This is a genomic window from Mesorhizobium sp. M0174 (assembly GCF_040322275.1).
Taxonomy (GTDB): domain Bacteria; phylum Pseudomonadota; class Alphaproteobacteria; order Rhizobiales; family Rhizobiaceae; genus Mesorhizobium.
This window is the reverse complement of the sequence record NZ_JAMYTB010000005.1, coordinates 300,509-321,031: the sequence shown is the minus strand read 5'-3', so window position 1 is coordinate 321,031 and position 20,523 is coordinate 300,509. Positions and strand designations below refer to the sequence as shown.

Here is a 20,523-nt window from a genome sequence, read left to right as displayed (position 1 = left end):
TGCCTTCGAGGGTGTTTGCAGATGTGCAGCGCGGCGCATGCCAATGAATGACAATGCTACGCTCGATGTCGCCATCATTGGTGGCGGCATTATCGGCATCTGCGCTGCCGCATTTCTGGCCGAGGCGGGGCGAAACGTCACGATCTTCGATCGGACGGGGATCTGCGAGGAGACCAGTTCCGGCAATGCCGCCGCCTTTGCCTTCTCCGACGTGCTGCCGCTCGCCCACAAGGGCATGATCAGGCAGCTGCCGAAATGGCTCGCCGACCCGCTCGGCCCGCTCAGCATCCCACCAGCCTATCTGCTGAAGCTGCTGCCCTGGCTGGTCCGCTTCTGGCGCGCCGGCCGAAGCGACCGCTATGAAGCCGGCCTTGCCGCACAGGCCGGGATGATGAAGCTCGCCGAGGCGGAATGGATGGGTTTGCTCGACCGTTCCGGCACACGGCCGATGCTGCACGAGGACGGCTCGCTCGAACTCTACGAAAGCGAAGCCGAGTTCAAGGCCTCACTGCCCGGCTGGGCGGCAAGGCAGCGCTTCGGCATCGGCTTCAGCCATGTCGAGGGGAGCGCTCTCGCCGCCTTGCAGCCCGGTCTGTCGCCGCGCTTCGTCAAGGGAACTTTCGTTCCGGGGTGGAAAACCGTCGCCGACCCCAAGCGGCTTGGAAAGGCGTTATGGGCCTATGCCGAGAGGTTGGGCGCCGGGTTCGAAAGGGCCCGGATCGAGCGTGTCGAGGCAGGACAGGACGGCGCGATCCTGACCATGGCCGACGGCACGAGGCGACGGGCGAAGCATCTCGTCATCGCTGCCGGGGCCTGGTCGCACCTGTTGGCGAGACATCTCGGCGACAGAATCCCGCTGGAGACCGAGCGTGGCTACAACACGACGCTGCCGAAGACTGCCTTCGACGTAAGGCGGCAATTGATCTTTTCCGGGCATGGCTTCGTCATCACGCCGCTCGAGACGGGCCTGCGCGTCGGTGGTGCGGTCGAACTCGGCGGCCTTGAGAGGCCGCCCAATTATGCGCGCTCGAAAGCGCTGCTCGAAAAGGCCCAGAAATTCCTGCCGGGACTGGATCCGGCCAATGGGCGCGAATGGATAGGGTTCCGGCCGTCGCTGCCGGATTCGCTGCCGGTGATCGGGCAATCGCAAAAAACGCCGTCGGTGGTGTACGGTTTCGGCCATGGTCACCTCGGCCTGACCCAGGCCGCGGCGACCGGACGCTTGATCCGCGAGCTCGTTCTCGGGCAGAGTCCATCGCTTGATCTCGGTCCGTTCAGCCCGCAACGATTTTGAGATCGAAGACATTCAGTTGGGAGCCGGCATGGCCAAGCATTCCTTCTTCTGCATAGACGGCCACACCTGCGGCAATCCGGTGCGGCTGGTTGCCGGCGGCGGACCGCTGCTCAACGGCTCGACGATGATGGAGCGGCGAGCGCATTTCCTGGCCGAATACGACTGGATCCGCACCGGCCTGATGTTCGAGCCGCGCGGCCATGACGTGATGTCCGGCTCGATCCTCTATCCACCGACGCGCGAGGATTGCGACATCGCCATCCTGTTCATCGAAACCTCGGGCTGCCTGCCGATGTGCGGCCACGGCACCATCGGCACGGTGACCTTTGCCGTCGAAAATGGATTGATCAAGCCGAAGACGCCGGGCGTGCTCAGGCTGGATACGCCGGCGGGCGTGGTCGTCGCCGAGTACAGCCAAGTCGGCGATTATGTCGAGGAGGTGCGCATCACCAATGTGCCTTCCTTCCTCTATGCCGAGGGACTGACGGTCGAATGCCCCGGGCTCGGCGAGGTCAGCGTCGATGTCGCCTACGGCGGCAATTTCTACGCCATCGTCGAACCGCAAAAGAACTATCGCGACATGGCCGACCATTCGGCCGGCGAGCTGATCGCCTGGAGCCCGGTGGTGCGGCAGCGGCTCAACGAGAAATATTCCTTCGTCCACCCGGAGAATCCCGGCATCGACAAGCTGTCGCACATATTGTGGACCGGCGCGCCGGCCAACCCGCAAGCCGATGCCCGCAACGCCGTCTTCTACGGCGACAAGGCAATCGACCGCTCGCCCTGCGGCACCGGCACCTCGGCGCGGATGGCGCAGCTTCACGCCAAGGGCAAGCTTGGGGTCGGCGACGACTTCGTCCATGAATCGATCATCGGGTCGCTGTTCAAGGGCAGGGTGGAGAAAGAGGTCACCGTCGCCGGCAAGCCGGCAATCATTCCGTCGATCGGCGGGTGGGCGCGGATGACTGGATTGAACACGATCTTCATCGACGACCGCGACCCGTTTGCAGACGGCTTCGTCGTCAAATAGAGAAAACGCTGACGTTAGGGAAAGACAGAGAGCGCAAACGGATTGCCTTTGACGGCGCAACGATCCCGCCCATCAACTTATTTTGACGGCGATTTCTTCGACATGGGGCGCATAGAGCGATTGAATCGTCAAAGACATTGCGTTAGGCCAATGGTAGGGTCCGCGATGGTCCAGGGGGCGGACGGGAACAAAACGGGCAATCGGACGGCGTGCGGCGAAAACACGCGTAATGATCGAAAAATCACGTTGCAATCCGGGCTCGAAACTTTACGACTAGGGAAAATACGAAAAGGAATGCGTCTGCATGGGCGACATTCCAGGGGAGCCACGACAGCATGCAGTATTTTGTCCAGCAGCTTATCAACGGGCTGACGCTGGGATCGATCTATGGGCTGATAGCGATCGGCTATACGATGGTCTACGGCATCATCGGCATGATCAATTTCGCCCATGGCGACATTTTCATGATCGGCGCTTTCACCGCACTCATCGTTTTCCTTATCCTCGGTGCGTTGTTCTATTCGCTGCCGATCGTCGTTGCGCTGCTGATCATGATGATCGTCGCGATGCTGCTGACCAGCCTGTATAATTGGACGATCGAGAAGGTGGCCTACCGGCCTTTGCGTGGTTCATTCCGGCTGGCGCCGCTGATCACTGCGATCGGCATGTCGATTGCGCTGTCCAATTTCGTCCAGGTGACGCAAGGGCCGCGCAACAAGCCGGTCCCGCCAATGGTGTCCACGGTCTACAACATCGAAGGCATCAGCGTCTCGCTGAAGCAGATCATCATCGTCCTGGTCACCATAGTCCTGCTCGCGGTGTTCTGGTACCTGGTCAACAAGACCTCGCTCGGCCGGGCGCAGCGCGCCTGCGAGCAGGATCGCAAGATGGCCGCACTGCTCGGCGTCGACGTCGATCGCACCATCTCGATCACCTTCATCATGGGCGCCGCCCTCGCCGCCGTCGCCGGCACGTTGTTCCTGATGTATTACGGCGTGGTGGTGTTTTCCGACGGTTTTACGCCGGGTGTGAAGGCGTTTACTGCCGCGGTGCTCGGCGGTATCGGCTCACTGCCCGGCGCCGTGCTCGGCGGCCTGATGATTGGCTTCATCGAAAGCATGTGGTCGGCTTATTTCTCGATCGACTACAAGGACGTCGCCGCCTTCTCCATCCTGGCGATCGTGCTGATCTTCCTGCCTTCCGGCATTCTCGGCCGGCCAGAAGTCGAAAAGGTCTGAGATCATGGCGGTTACCGTGTCTCCGGAAAGCACCGTCGTCGCCACCCCGGTCCAGCGCGCTTTTCGCGAAGCGCTCTATGCCGGCGCCATCTCGCTTGGCCTGTTCGTGCTGTTCATCGGCCTGAAGACCGACCAGAACATCTCCAACGAACTGATCCTGGTGCAGCGCTGGGGCTTGCTCGCCGGCGTCGTGATCGCCACCATGGCCGGACGCTTCCTTTATGTCGCCTATGGCCAGCCCTTCCTGGCGAACCAGAAGATCGTCGACGTCGCTACCGGCCTGCTGCCGGTCAGCCTGGCTTCGCGATTCTTCCGCCTTCCCGCGTTCATCGTGGCGCTCGCCGTCGCCGTTATTCTGCTCGCGCTCAGGGGCTTCCTGACCGAGGCTTTAGGGCCGGAACTTTCCGATTTTGTGCGGTTCCTGCGGGCACTTGCAATCATCTATGCGCTAGCCTGGCTGATATATCGGTTCCGGACCTTCATTCATTCTCATTTCTCGGCATTGGGCATAACCGCACTGGCGCTCTACCCGATTATCGTGGTGTTGGTGCTGGCGCTATATGCCGGGTCCATGGCGGCCGGTTTCCAGGGTTCGCTGAAGTATGTCGACAATTTCGGCATCCAGATCCTGATCTACGTGATGCTGGCCTGGGGGTTGAATATCGTTATTGGCTTGGCCGGCCTGCTGGACCTAGGCTATGTCGCCTTCTACGCCGTCGGTGCCTATGCCTATGCGTTGCTCGGCACGCATTACGGCCTTTCCTTCTGGATCCTACTGCCCGCCGCCGGCCTGATGGCTGCGTTCTGGGGCGTGATGCTAGGCTTCCCTGTGTTGCGCCTGCGCGGTGACTATCTGGCGATCGTGACGCTCGCTTTCGGCGAGATCATAAGGCTGGTGATTATCAACTGGCGCGAAGTGACCAACGGCTCGGCCGGGATTTCCGGCATCCCGAAGGTCTCGTTCTTCGGCCTGATGTCGTTCAACGTCTCCGACCCGAACTACATCTCCAAGGTGCTCGGCATCGCGCAGTCCGGTGCCTACTACAAGATCTTCCTCTACTACCTGATCCTTGGACTCTGCCTGCTGACCGCCTTCGTCACGGTGAGGCTCAGGCGCCTGCCGGTCGGCCGCGCCTGGGAAGCGCTGCGCGAGGACGAGATCGCCTGCCGCTCGCTCGGCATCAACACCACCACCACCAAGCTCACGGCCTTTGCCACGGGCGCGATGTTCGGCGGCTTTGCCGGCTCGTTCTTCGCCGCGCGGCAAGGCTTCGTCAGCCCGGAATCCTTCGTCTTCCTGGAATCGGCGATCATCCTTGCCATCGTCGTGCTTGGCGGCATGGGCTCGCTGGTCGGCATTGCCGTCGCCGCCATGGTGATGATCGGCGGCACCGAAATCCTGCGCGAACTGGATTTCCTCAAGACCGGCCTGAGTTGGGGCAACATCAAGGTCATACCCGGGTTCGGCCCCGACTTCACGCCGGAGCTTTATCGCATGCTGTTGTTCGGCATGGCCATGGTCATCGTCATGCTGTGGAAGCCGCGTGGCTTCGTCGGCAGCCGCGAGCCGACAGCCTTCCTCAAGGTGCGCAGGGCGGTGTCCGGGTCCTTCACCAAGGAGGGACACGGCTGATGAACGCGAGCCCCTCCGTGAACGATGCCATCCTGCAGGTCGAGCATCTGTCGATGAAGTTCGGCGGTCTCATCGCCATCGGCGATTTGTCATTCCAGGCCAAACGTGGCGAGATCACCGCGCTGATCGGCCCCAACGGCGCCGGAAAGACCACCGTGTTCAATTGCATCACCGGTTTCTACAAGCCGTCGGAAGGCATGATCACGCTCAACCGGCGCGACGGCTCGACCTTCCTGCTCGAACGCCTGCCGAACCATGAGATCCCGGCGCGGGCCAAAGTGGCGCGCACCTTCCAGAACATCCGCCTGTTCTCGGGCATGACGCTGCTGGAGAACCTGCTGGTGGCCCAGCACAACAAGCTGATGAAGGCGTCCGGCTATACCGTTCTCGGCCTGTTCGGTTATAGCGGATACAGACAGGCTTCGGCGGAATCGGTTGAACTCGCCGAGCACTGGCTGGAGAAGGCCGATCTCGTCGACCGCGCCGACGATCCTGCCGGCGATCTGCCATATGGCGCGCAGCGACGGCTCGAAATTGCTCGCGCCATGTGCACCGGCCCTGAGCTTTTGTGCCTCGACGAGCCGGCCGCCGGCCTTAATCCGAAGGAATCGGCGGCGCTCAATGCGCTGCTGATGGACATCAAGGACAACACCGGCACCTCGATCCTTTTGATCGAGCACGACATGGCGGTGGTCATGCAGATTTCAGACCATGTCGTCGTCCTCGAATACGGGCGCAAGATCTCCGACGGCAACCCGCAATCGGTGCGAACCGACCCGCGCGTCATCGCCGCCTATCTCGGCGTCGAAGACGAGGACGTCGAGACGGTACTGACCGAAGTCGGCGACGAGGACGTCATCGAGCAACTGGATACCGGTCCGGATGCCGCGCATGGACCGGGCACATCGTCTTCCTATCTCGCCGGACCGGTGGCCGATACCGTCGGCCATAGCGAGGGCGAACGCGTCACAGTGTCAAAGGGCGCTTCGAAGGCCGGGCAGATCGATGCAAGGTCGAGCGCTGCTGCTGCAAAGTCCGGATCGCCGGCCAAAGCCAAATCGGCCGCGAAATCTTCCACGGCAAAGCCGGGCAAGGCTCCGGCGAAGTCGAAAACTCCCGGCACCTCTAATCGGCGTGGGGGGCGGAAATAATGGCCGGCACAACGCTGCTCGATATCAAGGGCGTCCAGACCTACTACGGCAACATCAGGGCGCTGAACGGCGTCGACGTCACCGTCAAACAGGGCGAGATCGTGGCGCTGATCGGCGCCAACGGCGCCGGCAAATCGACACTGATGATGACTATCTTCGGTGCTCCGCGCGCTCGTGCCGGCACCATCACCTTCGCCGGCACCGATATCACCCAGATGCCAACCCACGAGATCGCACGCATGCGTATCGCGCAGTCGCCGGAGGGCCGGCGCATCTTTCCGCGCATGACGGTGATGGAAAACCTGCAGATGGGCGCCAGCCTCGACGGTCTCAAGCATTACGACGAGGATGTCGAAAGGGTCTTTACGCTGTTCCCGCGGCTCAAGGAACGCGTCAGCCAACGTGGCGGCACGCTTTCGGGCGGCGAGCAGCAGATGCTATCGATCGGCCGCGCGCTGATGGCAAGGCCGAAGCTGCTCTTGCTGGATGAGCCGTCGCTAGGCCTGGCGCCGCTGATCGTCAAGCAGATATTCGACGCCATTCGCGAGCTGAACCGCACGCAGGGACTGACCGTGTTCCTGGTCGAGCAGAACGCCTTCGGCGCACTGAAGCTCGCCACGCGTGGCTATGTTATGGTCAACGGCAATGTGACGATGAGCGGCACCGGCAAGGAACTGCTCGCCAATCCGGAAGTGCGCGCCGCCTATCTCGAGGGCGGCCATCACTGAGTTTCAGGAGTCTTCATCATGCAGGGCATTCTTTATGAGGAACCCTCGATTTGGCAGTTCTTTTTCGTCACCTGCCTGCTCGGCGGCTGGGCGGCCTGGATGACGGGCAAGGCGTGTGCCCAGACATGGCGCAGCTTCGCCCAGCTATTCGCCTATATGCTGGGGCTCGCCATCGGCGTAAGATTCATCCATCATGCGCTGTTCGGCGGAACGATGTTTTCGCTGCATTACTACGTGGTCGATACCATCGTGCTGATGATATTGGGCTTCATTGGCTACCAATACACGCGCACGAACCAGATGGTAACGCAGTATAATTGGCTTTACGAAAGAGCCTCTCTTTTGAGCTGGAAACCGAAAGGTTGACATTTATCATTAACGGCGTTTCAGGGATGAATCGGCGTGACAAGTGCCTGAAAATCGGCAAAGTACTCTTTCTGCGAGCAAGGGTGGGCATCGCATGAAAGCAACATCCACGCCCACTCGGTAAATGGGAGCGTTTCAATGAAAAAGTCACTTTTGTCCGCCGTCGCCCTGACCGCGCTTGTCGCGTTCAGCGGCAACGCGTGGGCTGACATCCTGATCGGCGTTGCCGGTCCGATCACCGGTCCGAACGCAGCGTTCGGTGCCCAGCTTCAGAAGGGCGCCGAACAGGCAGTCGCCGATATCAATGCGGCGGGCGGCGTTCTTGGCCAGCAGCTCAAGCTTGAAGTCGGCGACGACGTCTCCGATCCCAAGCAAGGCATCTCGGTCGCCAACAAGTTCGTCGCCGACGGCGTCAAGTACGTCGATGGCCACTTCAACTCCGGCGTCTCGATCCCGGCGTCGGAAGTCTACGCCGAGAACGGCATCCTCGAGATCACGCCGGCCGCGACCAATCCGAAGTTCACCGAACGTGGCATGTGGAACACCTTCCGCACCTGCGGACGCGACGATCAGCAGGGCAAGGTCGCTGGCGACTATCTCGCGGCGAACTTCAAGGATGCCAAGATCGCTGTCATCCATGACAAGACGCCTTATGGCCAGGGCCTCGCCGACGAAACCAAGAAGGCGCTCGCAGCCAACGGCGTGACTGAGGCCATGTATGAAGGCATCAATGTCGGCGACAAGGATTTCTCGGCCCTCATCGCCAAGATGAAGGATGCGGGCGTCTCGGTCGTCTACTATGGCGGCCTGCACACCGAAGCCGGCCTGATCATACGCCAGCTCGCCGACCAGGGCCTCAAGGCAACCTTCATGTCCGGCGACGGCATCGTCTCGAACGAATTGGCCTCGATCGCCGGCGACGCCGTCGAGGGCACGCTGATGACATTCGCTCCGGATCCGCGCAAGAATCCGAACGCCAAGGAACTCGTCGAGAAGTTCCGTGCGGCCGGCTTCGAGCCTGAGGCCTATACCCTCTACTCCTACGCAGCGATGGAAATCATCGCGGCCGCCATCACCAAGACCGGCTCAGCCGATGACGCTCAGAAGGTAGCCGAGACCATCAAGTCGGCCGGCCCCTGGAAGACTGCGATCGGCGAGATCGGCTACGACGCAAAGGGCGATATCACCCGTCCGGACTACGTCATGTACACCTGGAAGAAGGGTGACGACGGCAAGTACACCTATGTCGAGAACGAACCCGGCAAATAACCGGACGTTGCTACATGAGAATGCCCGGCGCCTCGCGCCGGGCATTTTTTATGAGAGTTCCCGAAAGCCTGATCGGAACTGCCCAGGCGTTGTCCGGATCGACACGCAATGCGTCAACGCGATTAGATCAAACTAAATCGGTTTAATGCTCTTTTCGATTTTGTTTGCACTGCAGCATTTTCGCGCTAATCATGTCCGGCAGTTCCCTTCCCCGCATCCGGAGCCCTGTCCTTGGCAATCTCGAAGATCCTTGTCGCCAACCGCTCCGAAATAGCCATCCGCGTCTTCCGCGCGGCCAATGAGCTCGGCCTTAAAACCGTGGCGATCTGGGCAGAGGAGGACAAATACTCCCTGCATCGCTTCAAGGCCGACGAAAGTTACCAGGTCGGGCGCGGGCCGCATCTGGCCAGGGATATGGGGCCGATCGAAAGCTATCTGTCGATCGAGGAGGTTATCCGCGTCGCCAGGCTTTCGGGTGCCGACGCCATCCATCCGGGGTACGGGCTGCTGTCGGAGAGCCCGGAATTCGCCGAGGCCTGCGCCAGGGCCGGCATCATCTTCATCGGGCCAAAGCCCGATACGATGCGCAGGCTGGGCAACAAGGTCGCCGCGCGCAATCTCGCGATCGAAGTCGGCGTGCCGGTAATTCCCGCTACCGATCCCTTGCCGGACGACATGGCGGCGGTAAGGGAACTCGCCACGACGATCGGCTACCCGGTGATGCTCAAGGCATCCTGGGGCGGCGGCGGCCGCGGCATGCGCGCCATCCGCTCCGAGGCCGATCTCGCCCGCGAGGTCATGGAAGGCAAGCGTGAGGCGAAGGCGGCTTTCGGCAAGGACGAGGTCTATCTCGAAAAGCTGATCGAGCGCGCCCGCCATGTCGAGGTGCAGGTGCTGGGCGACTGCCAAGGCAACGCCGTGCACCTCTTCGAACGCGATTGTTCGATCCAGCGCCGCAACCAGAAAGTGGTTGAGCGGGCGCCGGCGCCGTATCTCGAAATGTCACAACGCGAAGAGCTTTGCGGCTACGCGCTGAGAATTGCGCGCCAAACCAGCTATATCGGCGCCGGCACGGTCGAGTTCCTGCAGGATGCCGACACCGGAAAATTCTATTTCATCGAGGTCAATCCGCGCATCCAGGTCGAGCACACCGTCACCGAACAGGTGACCGGCATCGACATCGTCAAGGCGCAGATCCATATCCTCGACGGCTTTGCCATCGGCACGGCGGAATCGGGCGTGCCGGCGCAAAAGGACATCAGGCTCAACGGTCACGCCCTGCAGTGCCGCATCACCACGGAAGATCCCGAACATAATTTCATCCCCGATTATGGCCGCATCACCGCCTATCGCGGTGCCACCGGCTTCGGCATCCGCCTTGATGGGGGCACCGCCTATTCGGGCGCGGTGATCACCCGCTTCTACGATCCGCTGCTGGAAAAGGTGACGGCGTGGGCGCCGACGCCGGCCGAGACCATTGCCCGCATGAACCGGGCGCTGCGCGAATTCCGTATCCGCGGCGTGGCGACCAATCTCACCTTCCTCGAGGCGATCATCAATCACCCGAGCTTCGCCGACAATTCCTACACCACCAAGTTCATCGACACGACGCCGGAACTGTTCGCCAGTGTGAAGCGGCAGGACCGCGCGACCAAGCTGCTCAACTATCTTGCCGATGTTTCGGTCAATGGCCATCCCGAGACGCGCGGCCGGCCGCAGCCAAAGGCCGATGCGGCGCCACCAGTGGTGCCATATCTCGACGGCAATGTGCCTCAAGGCAGCAAGCAGAAGCTCGACGTGCTCGGGCCGGAGAAATTCGCCGCGTGGATGCGCGAGCAAAAAGAGGTGCTGGTCACCGACACGACAATGCGCGACGGGCATCAATCCTTGCTCGCGACGCGTGTGCGCACCTATGACATTGCCGGAATTGCCGGCACCTATGCGCGTGCTCTGCCGCAGCTTTTGTCGCTCGAATGCTGGGGCGGCGCCACATTCGACGTCGCCATGCGCTTTCTCACCGAAGACCCATGGGAGCGGCTGAGCAAAGTGCGCGAGGCGGCACCCAACCTTCTTCTGCAGATGCTTCTGCGCGGCGCCAATGGCGTTGGCTATACCAACTATCCCGACAACGTCGTCCAGCATTTCGTCCGCCAGGCCGCTGTCGGCGGCATTGACCTGTTCCGCGTCTTCGACTGCCTGAACTGGGTCGAGAACATGCGGGTCGCCATGGATGCGGTCGGCGCCGAGGGCAAGCTGATCGAAGCGGCGATCTGTTATACCGGCGACATACTCGATCCGGCGCGGGCCAAATACGATCTGAAATATTATGTCGGCCTGGCCAGGGAATTGCAGTCGGCAGGCGCCCATATCATCGCCGTCAAGGATATGGCCGGGCTTTTGAAACCGGCGGCGGCCCGCGTGCTGTTCAAGGCGCTGCGCGAGACGACGGACCTGCCGATCCACTTCCACACCCACGATACATCCGGCCTGTCGGCGGCAACCGTGCTGGCGGCGGTGGAGAGCGGCGTCGACGCCATCGACGCGGCGATGGATTCGCTATCGGGCAACACCTCGCAGCCGTGCCTGGGTTCGATCGTCGAGGCGCTGAAAGGCACCGAGCGCGATCCGGGCCTCGACCCGCAATGGATCAGGAACATCTCGTTCTACTGGGAGGCGGTGCGCAACCAGTACGCCGCCTTCGAAAGCGACCTGAAGGGGCCGGCATCGGAGGTCTATCTGCATGAAATGCCGGGCGGGCAGTTCACCAACCTCAAGGAACAGGCGCGCTCGCTCGGGCTGGAGACACGTTGGCACGAAGTGGCGCAGACCTATCACGACGTCAATCTGATGTTCGGCGACATCGTCAAGGTGACGCCGTCGTCCAAGGTCGTCGGCGACATGGCGCTGATGATGGTCAGCCAGGACCTGACCGTCGCCGACGTCGAGAATCCGGCGCGGGACATCGCCTTCCCGGATTCGGTGGTGTCGATGTTGCGCGGCGATCTCGGCCAGTCGCCGGGCGGCTGGCCAAAGCCATTGCAGAAGAAGGTGCTGAAGGGCGAAAAGCCGATCACGGTGCGGCCGGGTTCGCTGCTCAAACCGGCGGACCTCAAGGCCAGTCGCACGGAGGTCGAGCAAAAACTCGAGCGCAAGCTTAGTGAGTTCGAGTTCGCGTCGTGGCTGATGTATCCGAAGGTGTTTTCCGATTTTGCAACCGCGCAGGAGACCTACGGGCCGGTCAGCGTGCTGCCGACCCCGACCTATTTCTACGGCATGAAGCCGGAAGACGAGATTTTCGTCGATATTGAAAAAGGCAAGACGCTGGTGGTGCGCTGCCTTGCCATGGGCGATGTCGACGAAAAGGGCATGGTCACCGTGTTCTTCGAGCTCAACGGGCAGCCGCGCCGGGTGAAGGTGCCGGACCGGGCGCATGGCGCCTCCGCTGCCAAGGTACGGCGCAAGGCGGAGCCGGGCAATGAGGCGCATGTCGGCGCGCCGATGCCTGGCGTCGTCTCGGCGCTTGCGGTCGTTGCCGGCCAGGCGGTAAAGGCCGGCGACGTGCTGCTGTCGATCGAAGCGATGAAAATGGAAACGGCGTTGCATGCCGAACGCGACGGCACCATAGCCGAGGTGCTGGTCAAGGCCGGCGACCAGATCGATGCAAAGGATCTGCTGATCGCATTCGGGTAAGGTGTGCTGATATTCAGGTGATGCCGGCCTGTAAACGCCGGCTTCCTGCGCTTCCGGTGCTCACGTACTCAGGTACGCTCCGCTCCGGTTCTCGGCAGCCATCGTTTTCGGCTCGGCCTGACCTGAATCTCAACACACCTTAAGGCGTGCCCAACCCCTTCATGCCGCATCGATAGCACCTTGACCCGCCGCGCCCGGTCGGGCATCGAACCGCTGCAATTCGCCGCTCGGGTCTCCCCGAGTCGCGGCGAGAAACGACGCGGAGAGAAGAATATGGCCGACGACATCACCGAGACCAGCCAGACTGTTGCCGCCGGCCAGTTGCGCGCCTTCATCGAACGCATCGAGCGGCTCGAGGAAGAGAAGAAGACGATTGCCGACGACATCAAGGAAGTGTTCGCAGAGGCCAAGGGCACCGGCTTCGATACCAAGGCGATGCGGTCGATCATCCGGCTGCGCAAGAAGGACCAGGCCGAGCGGCAGGAAGAGGAATCCATTCTCGACCTCTACAAGGCCGCGCTTGGAATGGTGTAGAGACTGTCTGGAAATTCTACTCCGGCGGCGATCCGATGGTGTTTCGGCGCTTCCGATGCTCACGGACCTAAAAGTCCGCTGCGCTCCGGTTCTCGAAACCACCACCATATGACTCGCCAGAGCGAATTTCGAAACAGTCTTGGCCTGATGCTGGAGCGGGCATCGAACCATGAGCGAATTCGATTTTGGCGCCCGCCGCGCCTCTGAATTCCGCCAACGCAGCTTCTGGACGCTGTTCGCGGAACGGCATCCGGATGAAAGGGCTCTGCTGGCGAGGCGCGGACCGTGGTTCTGGCAGCGTGGGCTGCCCGACTTCGCATTGGTCATTTCCATGTATGTCGCGCCTGCGCACAATCATGTCGGCGTCTTCTTCGGCCGCAACGAGAAACTCGGTGCCACGCAAGCCTGGTCACGGTTGAAGCCGTTCCAGCCGGCCATCGAAGACAGGCTGAAGCTCAGGCCAGAACAAAGTTGCGACGGCCTCGGCATCAATTCGATGTGGCGGGTGAATTGTTTTGCCGAAGACAATTGGCCGGCGATGACCGACTGGCTGGTTACGGAAGCCTCACGTTTCGAGCGCGCGATTGCCGAAGTTCTGGGTCAGGAATAAAGCAGGATTTCCAGACGCAATCCTTAGAACCGCTCTGGTGAGCAGAGCGAGGGAGCCGGTCGATCGATGACGATCATGTCGCGCGTTGCCGCCTTCTTCCGCTCACGCTGGCTGGGCGGCGTGCCGCTCGATCGGCTGTTCTGGCGCGACATGGTCGTTGTCGGCACAGCGATCAACGTCGCGTTGTCGGTGGCGGCACTCATTCTGCTTGGGCTGAAGCTGCCGCTTGCGCTAGTCCTGGCGGTGCATTTCGCGCCGGTGCCCTATAATATCTTCCTGACCTTTGCCGTTTGGCGAACTGCCGGAAAATCGAGTGGCGCCAAGGCCTCGCTGATGACGCTTGGCGCGACGTTGTGGCTGATCCTGGTGGTCGTGGCCTGACGATCAGGCGGCCGGCTCGAATTTGAGCGCCACGCCGTTGATGCAATAGCGCAGGCCGGTCGGCGGCGGGCCGTCCTCGAAGACATGGCCGAGATGGCTGCCGCAGCGGGCGCAATGGCACTCGGTACGGACCATGCCGTAGCTGCGGTCGACGGTGGTCTCGACCGAGCCCGGCACGGGATCGTTGAAGCTCGGCCAGCCGGTGCCGCTCTCGAATTTCAGGTTGGATTCAAACAAGGGCTGGTCGCAGCCGACACAGGAGAAGGTGCCGGCGCGCTTCTCGTGCAGCAGGGCGCAGCTTCCCGGCCGCTCGGTGCCATGGTTGCGCATCACCGCATATTGCTCGGGCGTCAGCCGGGCGCGCCATTCGGCATCGGTGCGGGTAACGGGGTAGGTGTGGCTGTCCATTTTTTCCTCTTAGCTTATGTCGCTATTTGGGTTGCCTTCCCAACTTCGCTTGAAATAGGCATTTGTTACGGCGTTTGCTCGTATTTCCTATCCTGCTGCGACGAATTCCTCAGGCGAGGGCCGCGAGATAGCGCGCAACCGATGCTGAAAATGCCGCCTTTGCGTCTCCGATGACATTCTGGTTCCACCATGCGCCGTAGATATGGTCGAACGTGAAAGGCTCCAGCGCGGCCTTGATGCCGAGCACTTTCGTCGCGTTGAGCGGGATATAGTTCGGGTAGCTGTACATGAAGCTGACATGACGGCGCGTAGGCGTCACCTGCAGGATGTCGCCGGCCAGCATGGCATTGCCGCTGTCGCGCTTCCAGTGCAGCACCTGGCCACCGGCAAAGTGGCCGCCGCAGCGGATGAGCGTCAGCGACGGGTTAATGGCGCGCGTTTCGCCTTCCCAGCTGATGATCGCCGGATGCGGCCGCATGATCCACTGACGATCATCGGCGTGCAGATAAATCGGCACGCCGCCAAACGCCTCGCTCCACTCGACCATTGCCGAATAATAATGGCAGTGCGAAATGGCGATGGCGGCCAGGCCGCCCCGGCGGTTGATCTCGGCCACCGCGTCGTCGCTGACCATCGAGATGCAGTCCCACAGCACATTGCCGTGCGGCGTTTGCGCCAGCAACGCCCGCTGGCCGATGCCGAAGCGCGGCTCTATGCCGAAGGCGAGCACGCCGGCATCATCCTTGATCACGACCCGGTGCCCGCCTGCGAGCTCTTCCGGCGTGGTCCAGGCCTGGCCCTCCCAGCGCACATATTGCCGCTCGTCTTCGCAGATCGGGCAATGTTGCCGCGGCGTCGCTGTCGCCGCGAACTGGACACCGCATTGCAGGCAAAGGAAACAGGTCGACCGTCCTGTTTTGCGTGGGTCCATTCAGTGCTTCCTTGAAAGTTGCTTCGTCGCGGCTTCGAGGCCGGCGAGCGTCAGCGGAAACATGCGGCCGCCAAAGATATCGCGGATCATGGCAATAGAATGGGTATAGCCCCAGTTCTTCGCGTCTTCCGGATTGAGCCAAATGGCGTTCGGCCATTGCTGCAGCAGCCTGCCGAGCCACACGGCACCGGCCTCCTGGTTCCAGTGCTCGACCGAGCCGCCGGGTTGGCCGATCTCATAGGGGCTCATCGAGGCGTCGCCGACGACGATCACCTTGTAGTCGGGGCCATATTTATGGATGAGGTCGAAGGTCGGAATCACCTCGGCATGGCGGCGGCGATTGTCCCTCCATACCCCTTCGTAGAGGCAGTTGTGGAAGTAGAAATATTCGAGCTGGCGGAATTCGGCGCGGGCGGCCGAGAATAGCTCCTCGACACTGCTGACATGGTCGTCCATCGAGCCGCCGACATCGAAGAACATCAGCAGCTTCACGGCATTGCGACGTTCGGGTTGTGTCTTGATGTCAAGATAGCCGCGCTCGGCGGTGGCGTGGATGGTGCCGGGTAGGTCGAACTCCTCTTCGGCGCCTTCGCGCACCCAGCGGCGCAAGCGCTTCAGCGCGACCTTGATGTTGCGGGTGCCGAGTTCGACGGCGTCATCGAAATTCCTGAACTCGCGTTTGTCCCAGACTTTTGCCGCACGGCGGTTGCGACTTTCATGCTGGCCGATGCGCACGCCTTCGGGATTGTAGCTATAGGCGCCGAAGGGCGAGGTGCCGCCGGTGCCGATCCATTTCGAACCGCCCTGATGCCGGCCCTTTTGTTCCTCCAGTCGTTTCTTCAGTGTCTCCATCAGCTTTTCGAAGCCGCCCAGCGCCTCGACCAGCTTCTTCTCCTCATCGGTCAGGTGCTTTTCGGCGAGCCTTCCGGGATGTTTGCGACATCGACCGGCTTTTCGCCAGCCAGCGTCTCGACACCTTTGAAGATGTGCGAAAAGACCTGGTCGAAGCGGTCGATGTGGCGCTCGTCCTTCACCAGCGCGGCGCGGGCGAGGTAGTAAAAGCCCTCGACGTCATAGTCGACCAGCCCGGCTTCCAACCCCTCCAGCAGCGACAGATATTCGCGGAGCGAGACCGGAACCCGCGCTGCCTTCAGTTCGAGGAAGAAGGGGATGAACATGGTCCGATTTTATCTGTGTCCCTCGATCTTCTCCCGTGCGGCGCTGGCGATAAAGGCGGAACGCGTCAGACCACGCCGACCCGCTTCTTCGTCGATTGCCGCCAAAAGACCTGCGTCGAGCGACAGATTGGCCCGGACAGGCCGTCCGGAATCGATCAGCACAGGGATCATCACGGCGGATTCACCGGCAGCGCTATCGACTTCGCCCAGTCGGAGCAGATCTGCCACAGTGCGCGCGGCGGGCAAGGGCAAGTTCTTCGCCATTCGTGTCTCTGCCCATTCGCGAACGGCAGAAGTCGCATCGGCTATCGCCTCTTCGGGACTTGCGCCACCGCCGTGACATCCGGGAAGATCAGGCACCCGCACTCCCCAGACTTCATCTGCGCCGTCAAGAATTCCGACATAGTGCGTCATGATTCGTCCTTAAATCCATCCAGCAAGCCGGGCGATCGACCGCGCAACACCCAGAGATTGTTCGCGATGCCGCGGCACAATGATCATGATCTCCGGCCTTTCCGGATGCTCGTATTTCTCGTGTTTGCCGCCGCCTACGTTCACCCAGCCGTCACGTAAAAGCCTCGTGACAATCTTGCGCGTGTTGGTCTCGATCAGCGGCACGGGCAGTCCTGATCATGCGCAATATATTGCGCAACAGTGGCCATTTCAATCGTCAGCAGCCATCACATCAAATCATATTCGATGAAGCCGGTCCTGCGCGCCACGTGGTCGTAGAGCTTGCGTGCGGTGGTGTTGGTCTCGTGGGTCATCCAGTAGACGTTCTTGACACCGATCTTGCCGGCTTCCTGCTTGACCGCTTCGATCAGGGCGGCGCCGACGCCCTTGCCGCGCACATCGGGGTCGGCGAACAGGTCCTGCAGATAACAGTTGTTTATCTCCGACCAGCAGGAGCGATGGTAGAGATAGTGCGTCAGGCCGACGGCCTTGCCGTCGAGGGTGGCGATGAAACCTTTCGGCTCGAACTCGCCCGCCGTGAACAGCCGCTTCCAGGTGACGGCGTAAACCTCTTCCGGCAGCTTGGTTTCGTAGAAGGTGAGATAGGCGGTCCACAGACGTCGCCAGTCGGTATGGTCGGATTGCGCCAATGGGCGGACGGTGATCTCGGTCATTTCGTTTCCCTCTGAGGTCGGCAACCCGAAGCTGCCTCCGTGCCTGGCCAAGGGCAACGGTCCAGCGACGGGAAAGCACTGTCCGGGGGCTTTCGTCGGCTTCCGACTGACCGGCCCTTCACCCTTGCCGTCTCGCCATGAAGGCCAGGCGCTCGAACAGATGCACGTCCTGTTCGTTCTTCAAAAGCGCACCGTGCAGCTTGGGCAGCGCGTTCCTCGCGTCGGCGCGCAGATCCTCGGGCGCGATGTCGTCGGCAACCAGCAGGCGGATCCAGTCGAGTGCCTCGGAGGTCGACGGCTTCTTCTTGAGGCCCGGCACATCGCGGATTTCATAGAATTGCGTGAGTGCGGCGCGCACCAGGTTCTGCTTGATGCCGGGATAGTGCACGTCGACAATTTTGTGCAGCGTCTCGACGTCGGGAAAGCGGATGTAGTGGAAGAAGCAGCGGCGCAGGAAGGCGTCCGGCAGCTCTTTTTCGTTGTTGGATGTGATGATGACGATCGGCCGGACGGTGGCGCGGATGGTCTCGCCGGTCTCGTAGACAAAGAACTCCATCCTATCCAGTTCCTGCAACAGATCGTTGGGGAATTCGATATCGGCCTTGTCGATCTCGTCGATCAGAAGCACCACCTTCTTGCCGGCGGCGAAGGCGTCCCACAGCTTGCCGCGCTTGATGTAATTGCGGATGTCGTTGAAGCGCTCGTCGCCGAGCTGACTGTCGCGCAGCCGCGAGACGGCATCATATTCATAGAGGCCCTGCTGCGCCCGCGTGGTCGATTTGACGTGCCATTCGATCAGATCCAGGCCGAGCGCTGCCGCCACCTGACGGGCAAGTTCGGTCTTGCCGGTGCCGGGCTCGCCCTTGACCAGCAATGGCCGCTCAAGCGCGATCGCCGCGTTGACCGCCACCATCAGATCCTTGTCGGCAACATAGGCCGCCGTGCCTTCGAAACGCATTTTTGCTCCCGAGTTCATCGCGCGACCCTAAGGACGCGGCCTTCGCTGTGCAAGGCGTCGCTGGCGAAGCGGGGATCTTGCCGGCGCGGCCCTCGCCGAGGGGTTCTGCGTCGAATTACGCGTCGAAACATGTCGCCTCTCTGGCGCTTGGTCTGGCGTCAGCCTATATTGGGCATGACGGTCTGCGCTTCCCGGCAGGAGAACATTTTCCCCGGGGCCTTAATGATCCCTAGGGAGCTGTCCCTGGGAAGACCCGTGGGTTTTCTCATACGGCGCCCACCTACTTTGTAGGTTCCCGGGATCGCTCTCTCCACCGGTTGTGTGGATCGTCACCTATCGAAAAGGCCATCTGGCGGATATTGTCGTCGCGCCGCTTTGTGCGGTGCTCTCGAACGAAAAGTTCGCCCCGCTCCTCCAAAACGTCGCTCGTAACACTCCATCCAAATCTGACCCTTTCTACCGTCGGCGCATGGCATCCCCAAAAGACCTGAAAAAAAATCTCCGCAACCAAGCCCTCGGGCGCCGCGATGCGCTCGATCCTTTCTGGCGTGTGGAGGCAGCACTCGAAATGGCCGAGACGGCGCGCGATCGGATCACGGTCGAGCCGGGCCAGATCGTCTCCGGTTTCTGGCCGATGCGCTCGGAAGTCGACGTCCGGCCGCTGATGTTTGCCCTGCGCGAGAAGGGGGCAAGGCTCTGCCTACCGGCCATCCTCGACAAGACCACCATCGTTTTTCGCGAACTGGTGCGCGGCGCGCCGATGATCGACATGGGTTTCGGCACAGTCGGGCCGCATGAGGAAGCCGAGGTGCTCGATCCGCAGCTTATGCTGGTGCCGCTTGCCGCCTTCGATGCGCGCGGGCACCGAATCGGGTACGGCGCAGGCTATTACGATCGGGCGATCGGGCGGCTGGCCGACAAGGGCCAGCAGCCGCGGCTGATCGGCATTGCCTTCGACTGCCAGGAGGTGGCCCTGGTGCCGGACGAGCCGCATGACGTGATCATTCCCGAAATACTCACCGAGAGCGGGTTGCGCCGGTTCGCGCCGAAATTGTAGATAAGTTCCTGGACGCATGGTCTTTTCCGAAAGTCATGCAGCTTTTGCTTCGCTGACCTTCGGTTCGGGATCGCGCTTATATGAGACTTCTCTTCCTCGGCGACATGGTCGGCAAGACAGGACGTACGGCGGTGTGGGAACAACTGCCCGGCCTGATCTCGGATTTCAAACTCGACTTCGTCATCGTCAATGGCGAGAACGCCGCCGGAGGCTTCGGCATCACCGAGGAGATTTTTCGCGAGACGATCTCGGCCGGCGCCGATGTCGTCACCACCGGCAACCATGTCTGGGACCAGCGCGATGCGCTGATTTTCGCGCCGCGCGAAGAACGCTTCCTGCGTCCGTCCAATTTCCCCAAGGGTACGCCGGGGCGCGGCTCAGGCGTCTATATCGCCAGGAACGGCGCGCGCGTGCTGGTCGCCAACATCATGGGTCGGGTGTTCATGCATCCGGAGCTAGACGATCCGTTCCAGGCCGGCGAGCGCGAACTTGCCGCTTGTCCGCTTGGCGAGCAGGCCGATGCAATCGTCATCGATTTCCATGCCGAGGCGACCTCGGAAAAAATGTGCTTCGCTCATTTCGTCGACGGCCGTGCCAGTCTTGTTGTCGGCACCCACACCCATCAGCCGACCGGCGATCACCAGATTCTCAATGGCGGCACCGGTTATATTTCCGATGCCGGCATGTGCGGCGATTACGATTCCTCGCTCGGCATGGACAAGGAGGAGCCGCTCAACCGGTTCTTGTCCAAGGTGCCGAAAGGCCGCTTCGAGGCGTCGACCGGACCGGCGACATTGTGCGGCGTCGGCGTCGACATTTCCGACCGTAGCGGCCTGACAGAACGGATCGCGCCGTTTCGCCGCGGCCCGCGGCTCGAGGAAACGGCTCCATCCTTCTGGTCGTGACATTGATATAGACGCTTGCAATACCCAATTGCCGG

Annotated in this window: 20 protein-coding genes, 1 other RNA gene and 1 pseudogene; 15 read left to right on the top strand and 7 right to left on the bottom strand. The window is 61.6% G+C overall.

The genetic code is table 11. From position 1 onward, the window contains the following. Positions 1–43: 43 nt before the first annotated feature. The 12 genes from NKJ13_RS13760 to NKJ13_RS13705 all read left to right on the top strand — a co-directional run bounded on the left by NKJ13_RS13760 (position 44) and on the right by NKJ13_RS13705 (position 13,924). Positions 44–1,294, top strand: coding sequence for an NAD(P)/FAD-dependent oxidoreductase (locus NKJ13_RS13760; RefSeq protein WP_352687137.1), 1,251 nt, complete (start codon positions 44–46; stop codon positions 1,292–1,294). A 28-nt stretch (positions 1,295–1,322) separates the two neighbouring features. Then, complete coding sequence (locus NKJ13_RS13755) at positions 1,323–2,324, top strand: 4-hydroxyproline epimerase (protein ID WP_352701348.1); 1,002 nt, start codon at positions 1,323–1,325, stop codon at positions 2,322–2,324. 335 nt (positions 2,325–2,659) lie between these two features. Continuing rightward, positions 2,660–3,562, top strand: a complete 903-nt coding sequence (locus NKJ13_RS13750) for a branched-chain amino acid ABC transporter permease (protein WP_254816418.1) — start codon at positions 2,660–2,662, stop codon at positions 3,560–3,562. 4 nt (positions 3,563–3,566) lie between these two features. Beyond that, positions 3,567–5,195, top strand: a complete 1,629-nt coding sequence (livM, locus tag NKJ13_RS13745; RefSeq protein WP_352737816.1) for a high-affinity branched-chain amino acid ABC transporter permease LivM — start codon at positions 3,567–3,569, stop codon at positions 5,193–5,195. Beyond that, entirely contained in the window at positions 5,195–6,346 is a 1,152-nt protein-coding gene (locus tag NKJ13_RS13740) for an ABC transporter ATP-binding protein (protein WP_352504919.1), read from the top strand. The genes livM and NKJ13_RS13740 overlap by 1 nt, the downstream gene beginning before the upstream one ends. Further along, on the top strand, positions 6,346–7,074 hold the full coding sequence (locus NKJ13_RS13735; RefSeq protein ID WP_352504920.1) for an ABC transporter ATP-binding protein: 729 nt from the start codon (positions 6,346–6,348) through the stop codon (positions 7,072–7,074). Before NKJ13_RS13740 ends, NKJ13_RS13735 begins: the two co-directional genes overlap by 1 nt. Positions 7,075–7,092: 18 nt before the next feature. Next, positions 7,093–7,440: a DUF6867 family protein gene (locus tag NKJ13_RS13730; protein ID WP_352737815.1), complete on the top strand. Its 348-nt coding sequence runs from the start codon at positions 7,093–7,095 to the stop codon at positions 7,438–7,440. Between the two features lie 138 nt (positions 7,441–7,578). Further along, positions 7,579–8,709, top strand: coding sequence for a branched-chain amino acid ABC transporter substrate-binding protein (locus NKJ13_RS13725; RefSeq protein ID WP_254816422.1), 1,131 nt, complete (start codon positions 7,579–7,581; stop codon positions 8,707–8,709). A gap of 231 nt (positions 8,710–8,940) precedes the next feature. Then, positions 8,941–12,399 (top strand): pyruvate carboxylase, encoded by a 3,459-nt coding sequence (gene pyc, locus NKJ13_RS13720; RefSeq protein ID WP_352737814.1) that lies wholly within the window; start codon positions 8,941–8,943, stop codon positions 12,397–12,399. A gap of 273 nt (positions 12,400–12,672) precedes the next feature. Next, a complete protein-coding gene (locus tag NKJ13_RS13715; RefSeq protein ID WP_023719653.1) occupies positions 12,673–12,933 on the top strand; it encodes a DUF2312 domain-containing protein in 261 nt (86 codons plus the stop codon). 169 nt (positions 12,934–13,102) lie between these two features. Beyond that, entirely contained in the window at positions 13,103–13,543 is a 441-nt protein-coding gene (locus NKJ13_RS13710; RefSeq protein WP_254816424.1) for a DUF4268 domain-containing protein, read from the top strand. 66 nt (positions 13,544–13,609) lie between these two features. Then, positions 13,610–13,924 carry a hypothetical protein gene (locus tag NKJ13_RS13705; RefSeq protein ID WP_254816425.1) on the top strand — a complete coding sequence of 105 codons (315 nt, stop codon included), beginning with the start codon at positions 13,610–13,612 and terminating at the stop codon, positions 13,922–13,924. 3 nt (positions 13,925–13,927) lie between these two features. Here the strand turns inward: NKJ13_RS13705 and msrB are convergent, their stop codons facing one another. From msrB to NKJ13_RS13670, 7 genes and pseudogenes are all read right to left on the bottom strand, one after another. Beyond that, entirely contained in the window at positions 13,928–14,332 is a 405-nt protein-coding gene (msrB, locus tag NKJ13_RS13700) for a peptide-methionine (R)-S-oxide reductase MsrB (RefSeq protein ID WP_352737813.1), read from the bottom strand. A gap of 109 nt (positions 14,333–14,441) precedes the next feature. Next, positions 14,442–15,263 (bottom strand): MBL fold metallo-hydrolase, encoded by an 822-nt coding sequence (locus NKJ13_RS13695; protein WP_352737812.1) that lies wholly within the window; start codon positions 15,261–15,263, stop codon positions 14,442–14,444. After that, a pseudogene (locus NKJ13_RS13690) lies at positions 15,264–16,441 on the bottom strand (vWA domain-containing protein). A gap of 9 nt (positions 16,442–16,450) precedes the next feature. After that, positions 16,451–16,855 carry a type II toxin-antitoxin system HicB family antitoxin gene (locus tag NKJ13_RS13685; protein ID WP_254816428.1) on the bottom strand — a complete coding sequence of 135 codons (405 nt, stop codon included), beginning with the start codon at positions 16,853–16,855 and terminating at the stop codon, positions 16,451–16,453. A gap of 9 nt (positions 16,856–16,864) precedes the next feature. Then, positions 16,865–17,059 (bottom strand): type II toxin-antitoxin system HicA family toxin, encoded by a 195-nt coding sequence (locus tag NKJ13_RS13680; RefSeq protein ID WP_126104508.1) that lies wholly within the window; start codon positions 17,057–17,059, stop codon positions 16,865–16,867. A 62-nt stretch (positions 17,060–17,121) separates the two neighbouring features. Continuing rightward, positions 17,122–17,568, bottom strand: a complete 447-nt coding sequence (locus NKJ13_RS13675) for a GNAT family N-acetyltransferase (protein WP_352737811.1) — start codon at positions 17,566–17,568, stop codon at positions 17,122–17,124. A 118-nt stretch (positions 17,569–17,686) separates the two neighbouring features. Continuing rightward, positions 17,687–18,526 (bottom strand): AAA family ATPase, encoded by an 840-nt coding sequence (locus NKJ13_RS13670; RefSeq protein WP_352737810.1) that lies wholly within the window; start codon positions 18,524–18,526, stop codon positions 17,687–17,689. A gap of 176 nt (positions 18,527–18,702) precedes the next feature. Here NKJ13_RS13670 and ssrS point away from each other — a divergent pair. From ssrS to NKJ13_RS13655, 3 genes are all read left to right on the top strand, one after another. Continuing rightward, positions 18,703–18,858, top strand: a non-coding RNA gene (gene ssrS / locus NKJ13_RS13665) — 6S RNA. 137 nt (positions 18,859–18,995) lie between these two features. Further along, positions 18,996–19,583 carry a 5-formyltetrahydrofolate cyclo-ligase gene (locus NKJ13_RS13660; protein ID WP_254816432.1) on the top strand — a complete coding sequence of 196 codons (588 nt, stop codon included), beginning with the start codon at positions 18,996–18,998 and terminating at the stop codon, positions 19,581–19,583. Positions 19,584–19,663: 80 nt separating this feature from the next. After that, on the top strand, positions 19,664–20,488 hold the full coding sequence (locus NKJ13_RS13655) for a TIGR00282 family metallophosphoesterase (protein WP_023678036.1): 825 nt from the start codon (positions 19,664–19,666) through the stop codon (positions 20,486–20,488). The last annotated feature ends 35 nt before the right edge of the window (positions 20,489–20,523 follow it).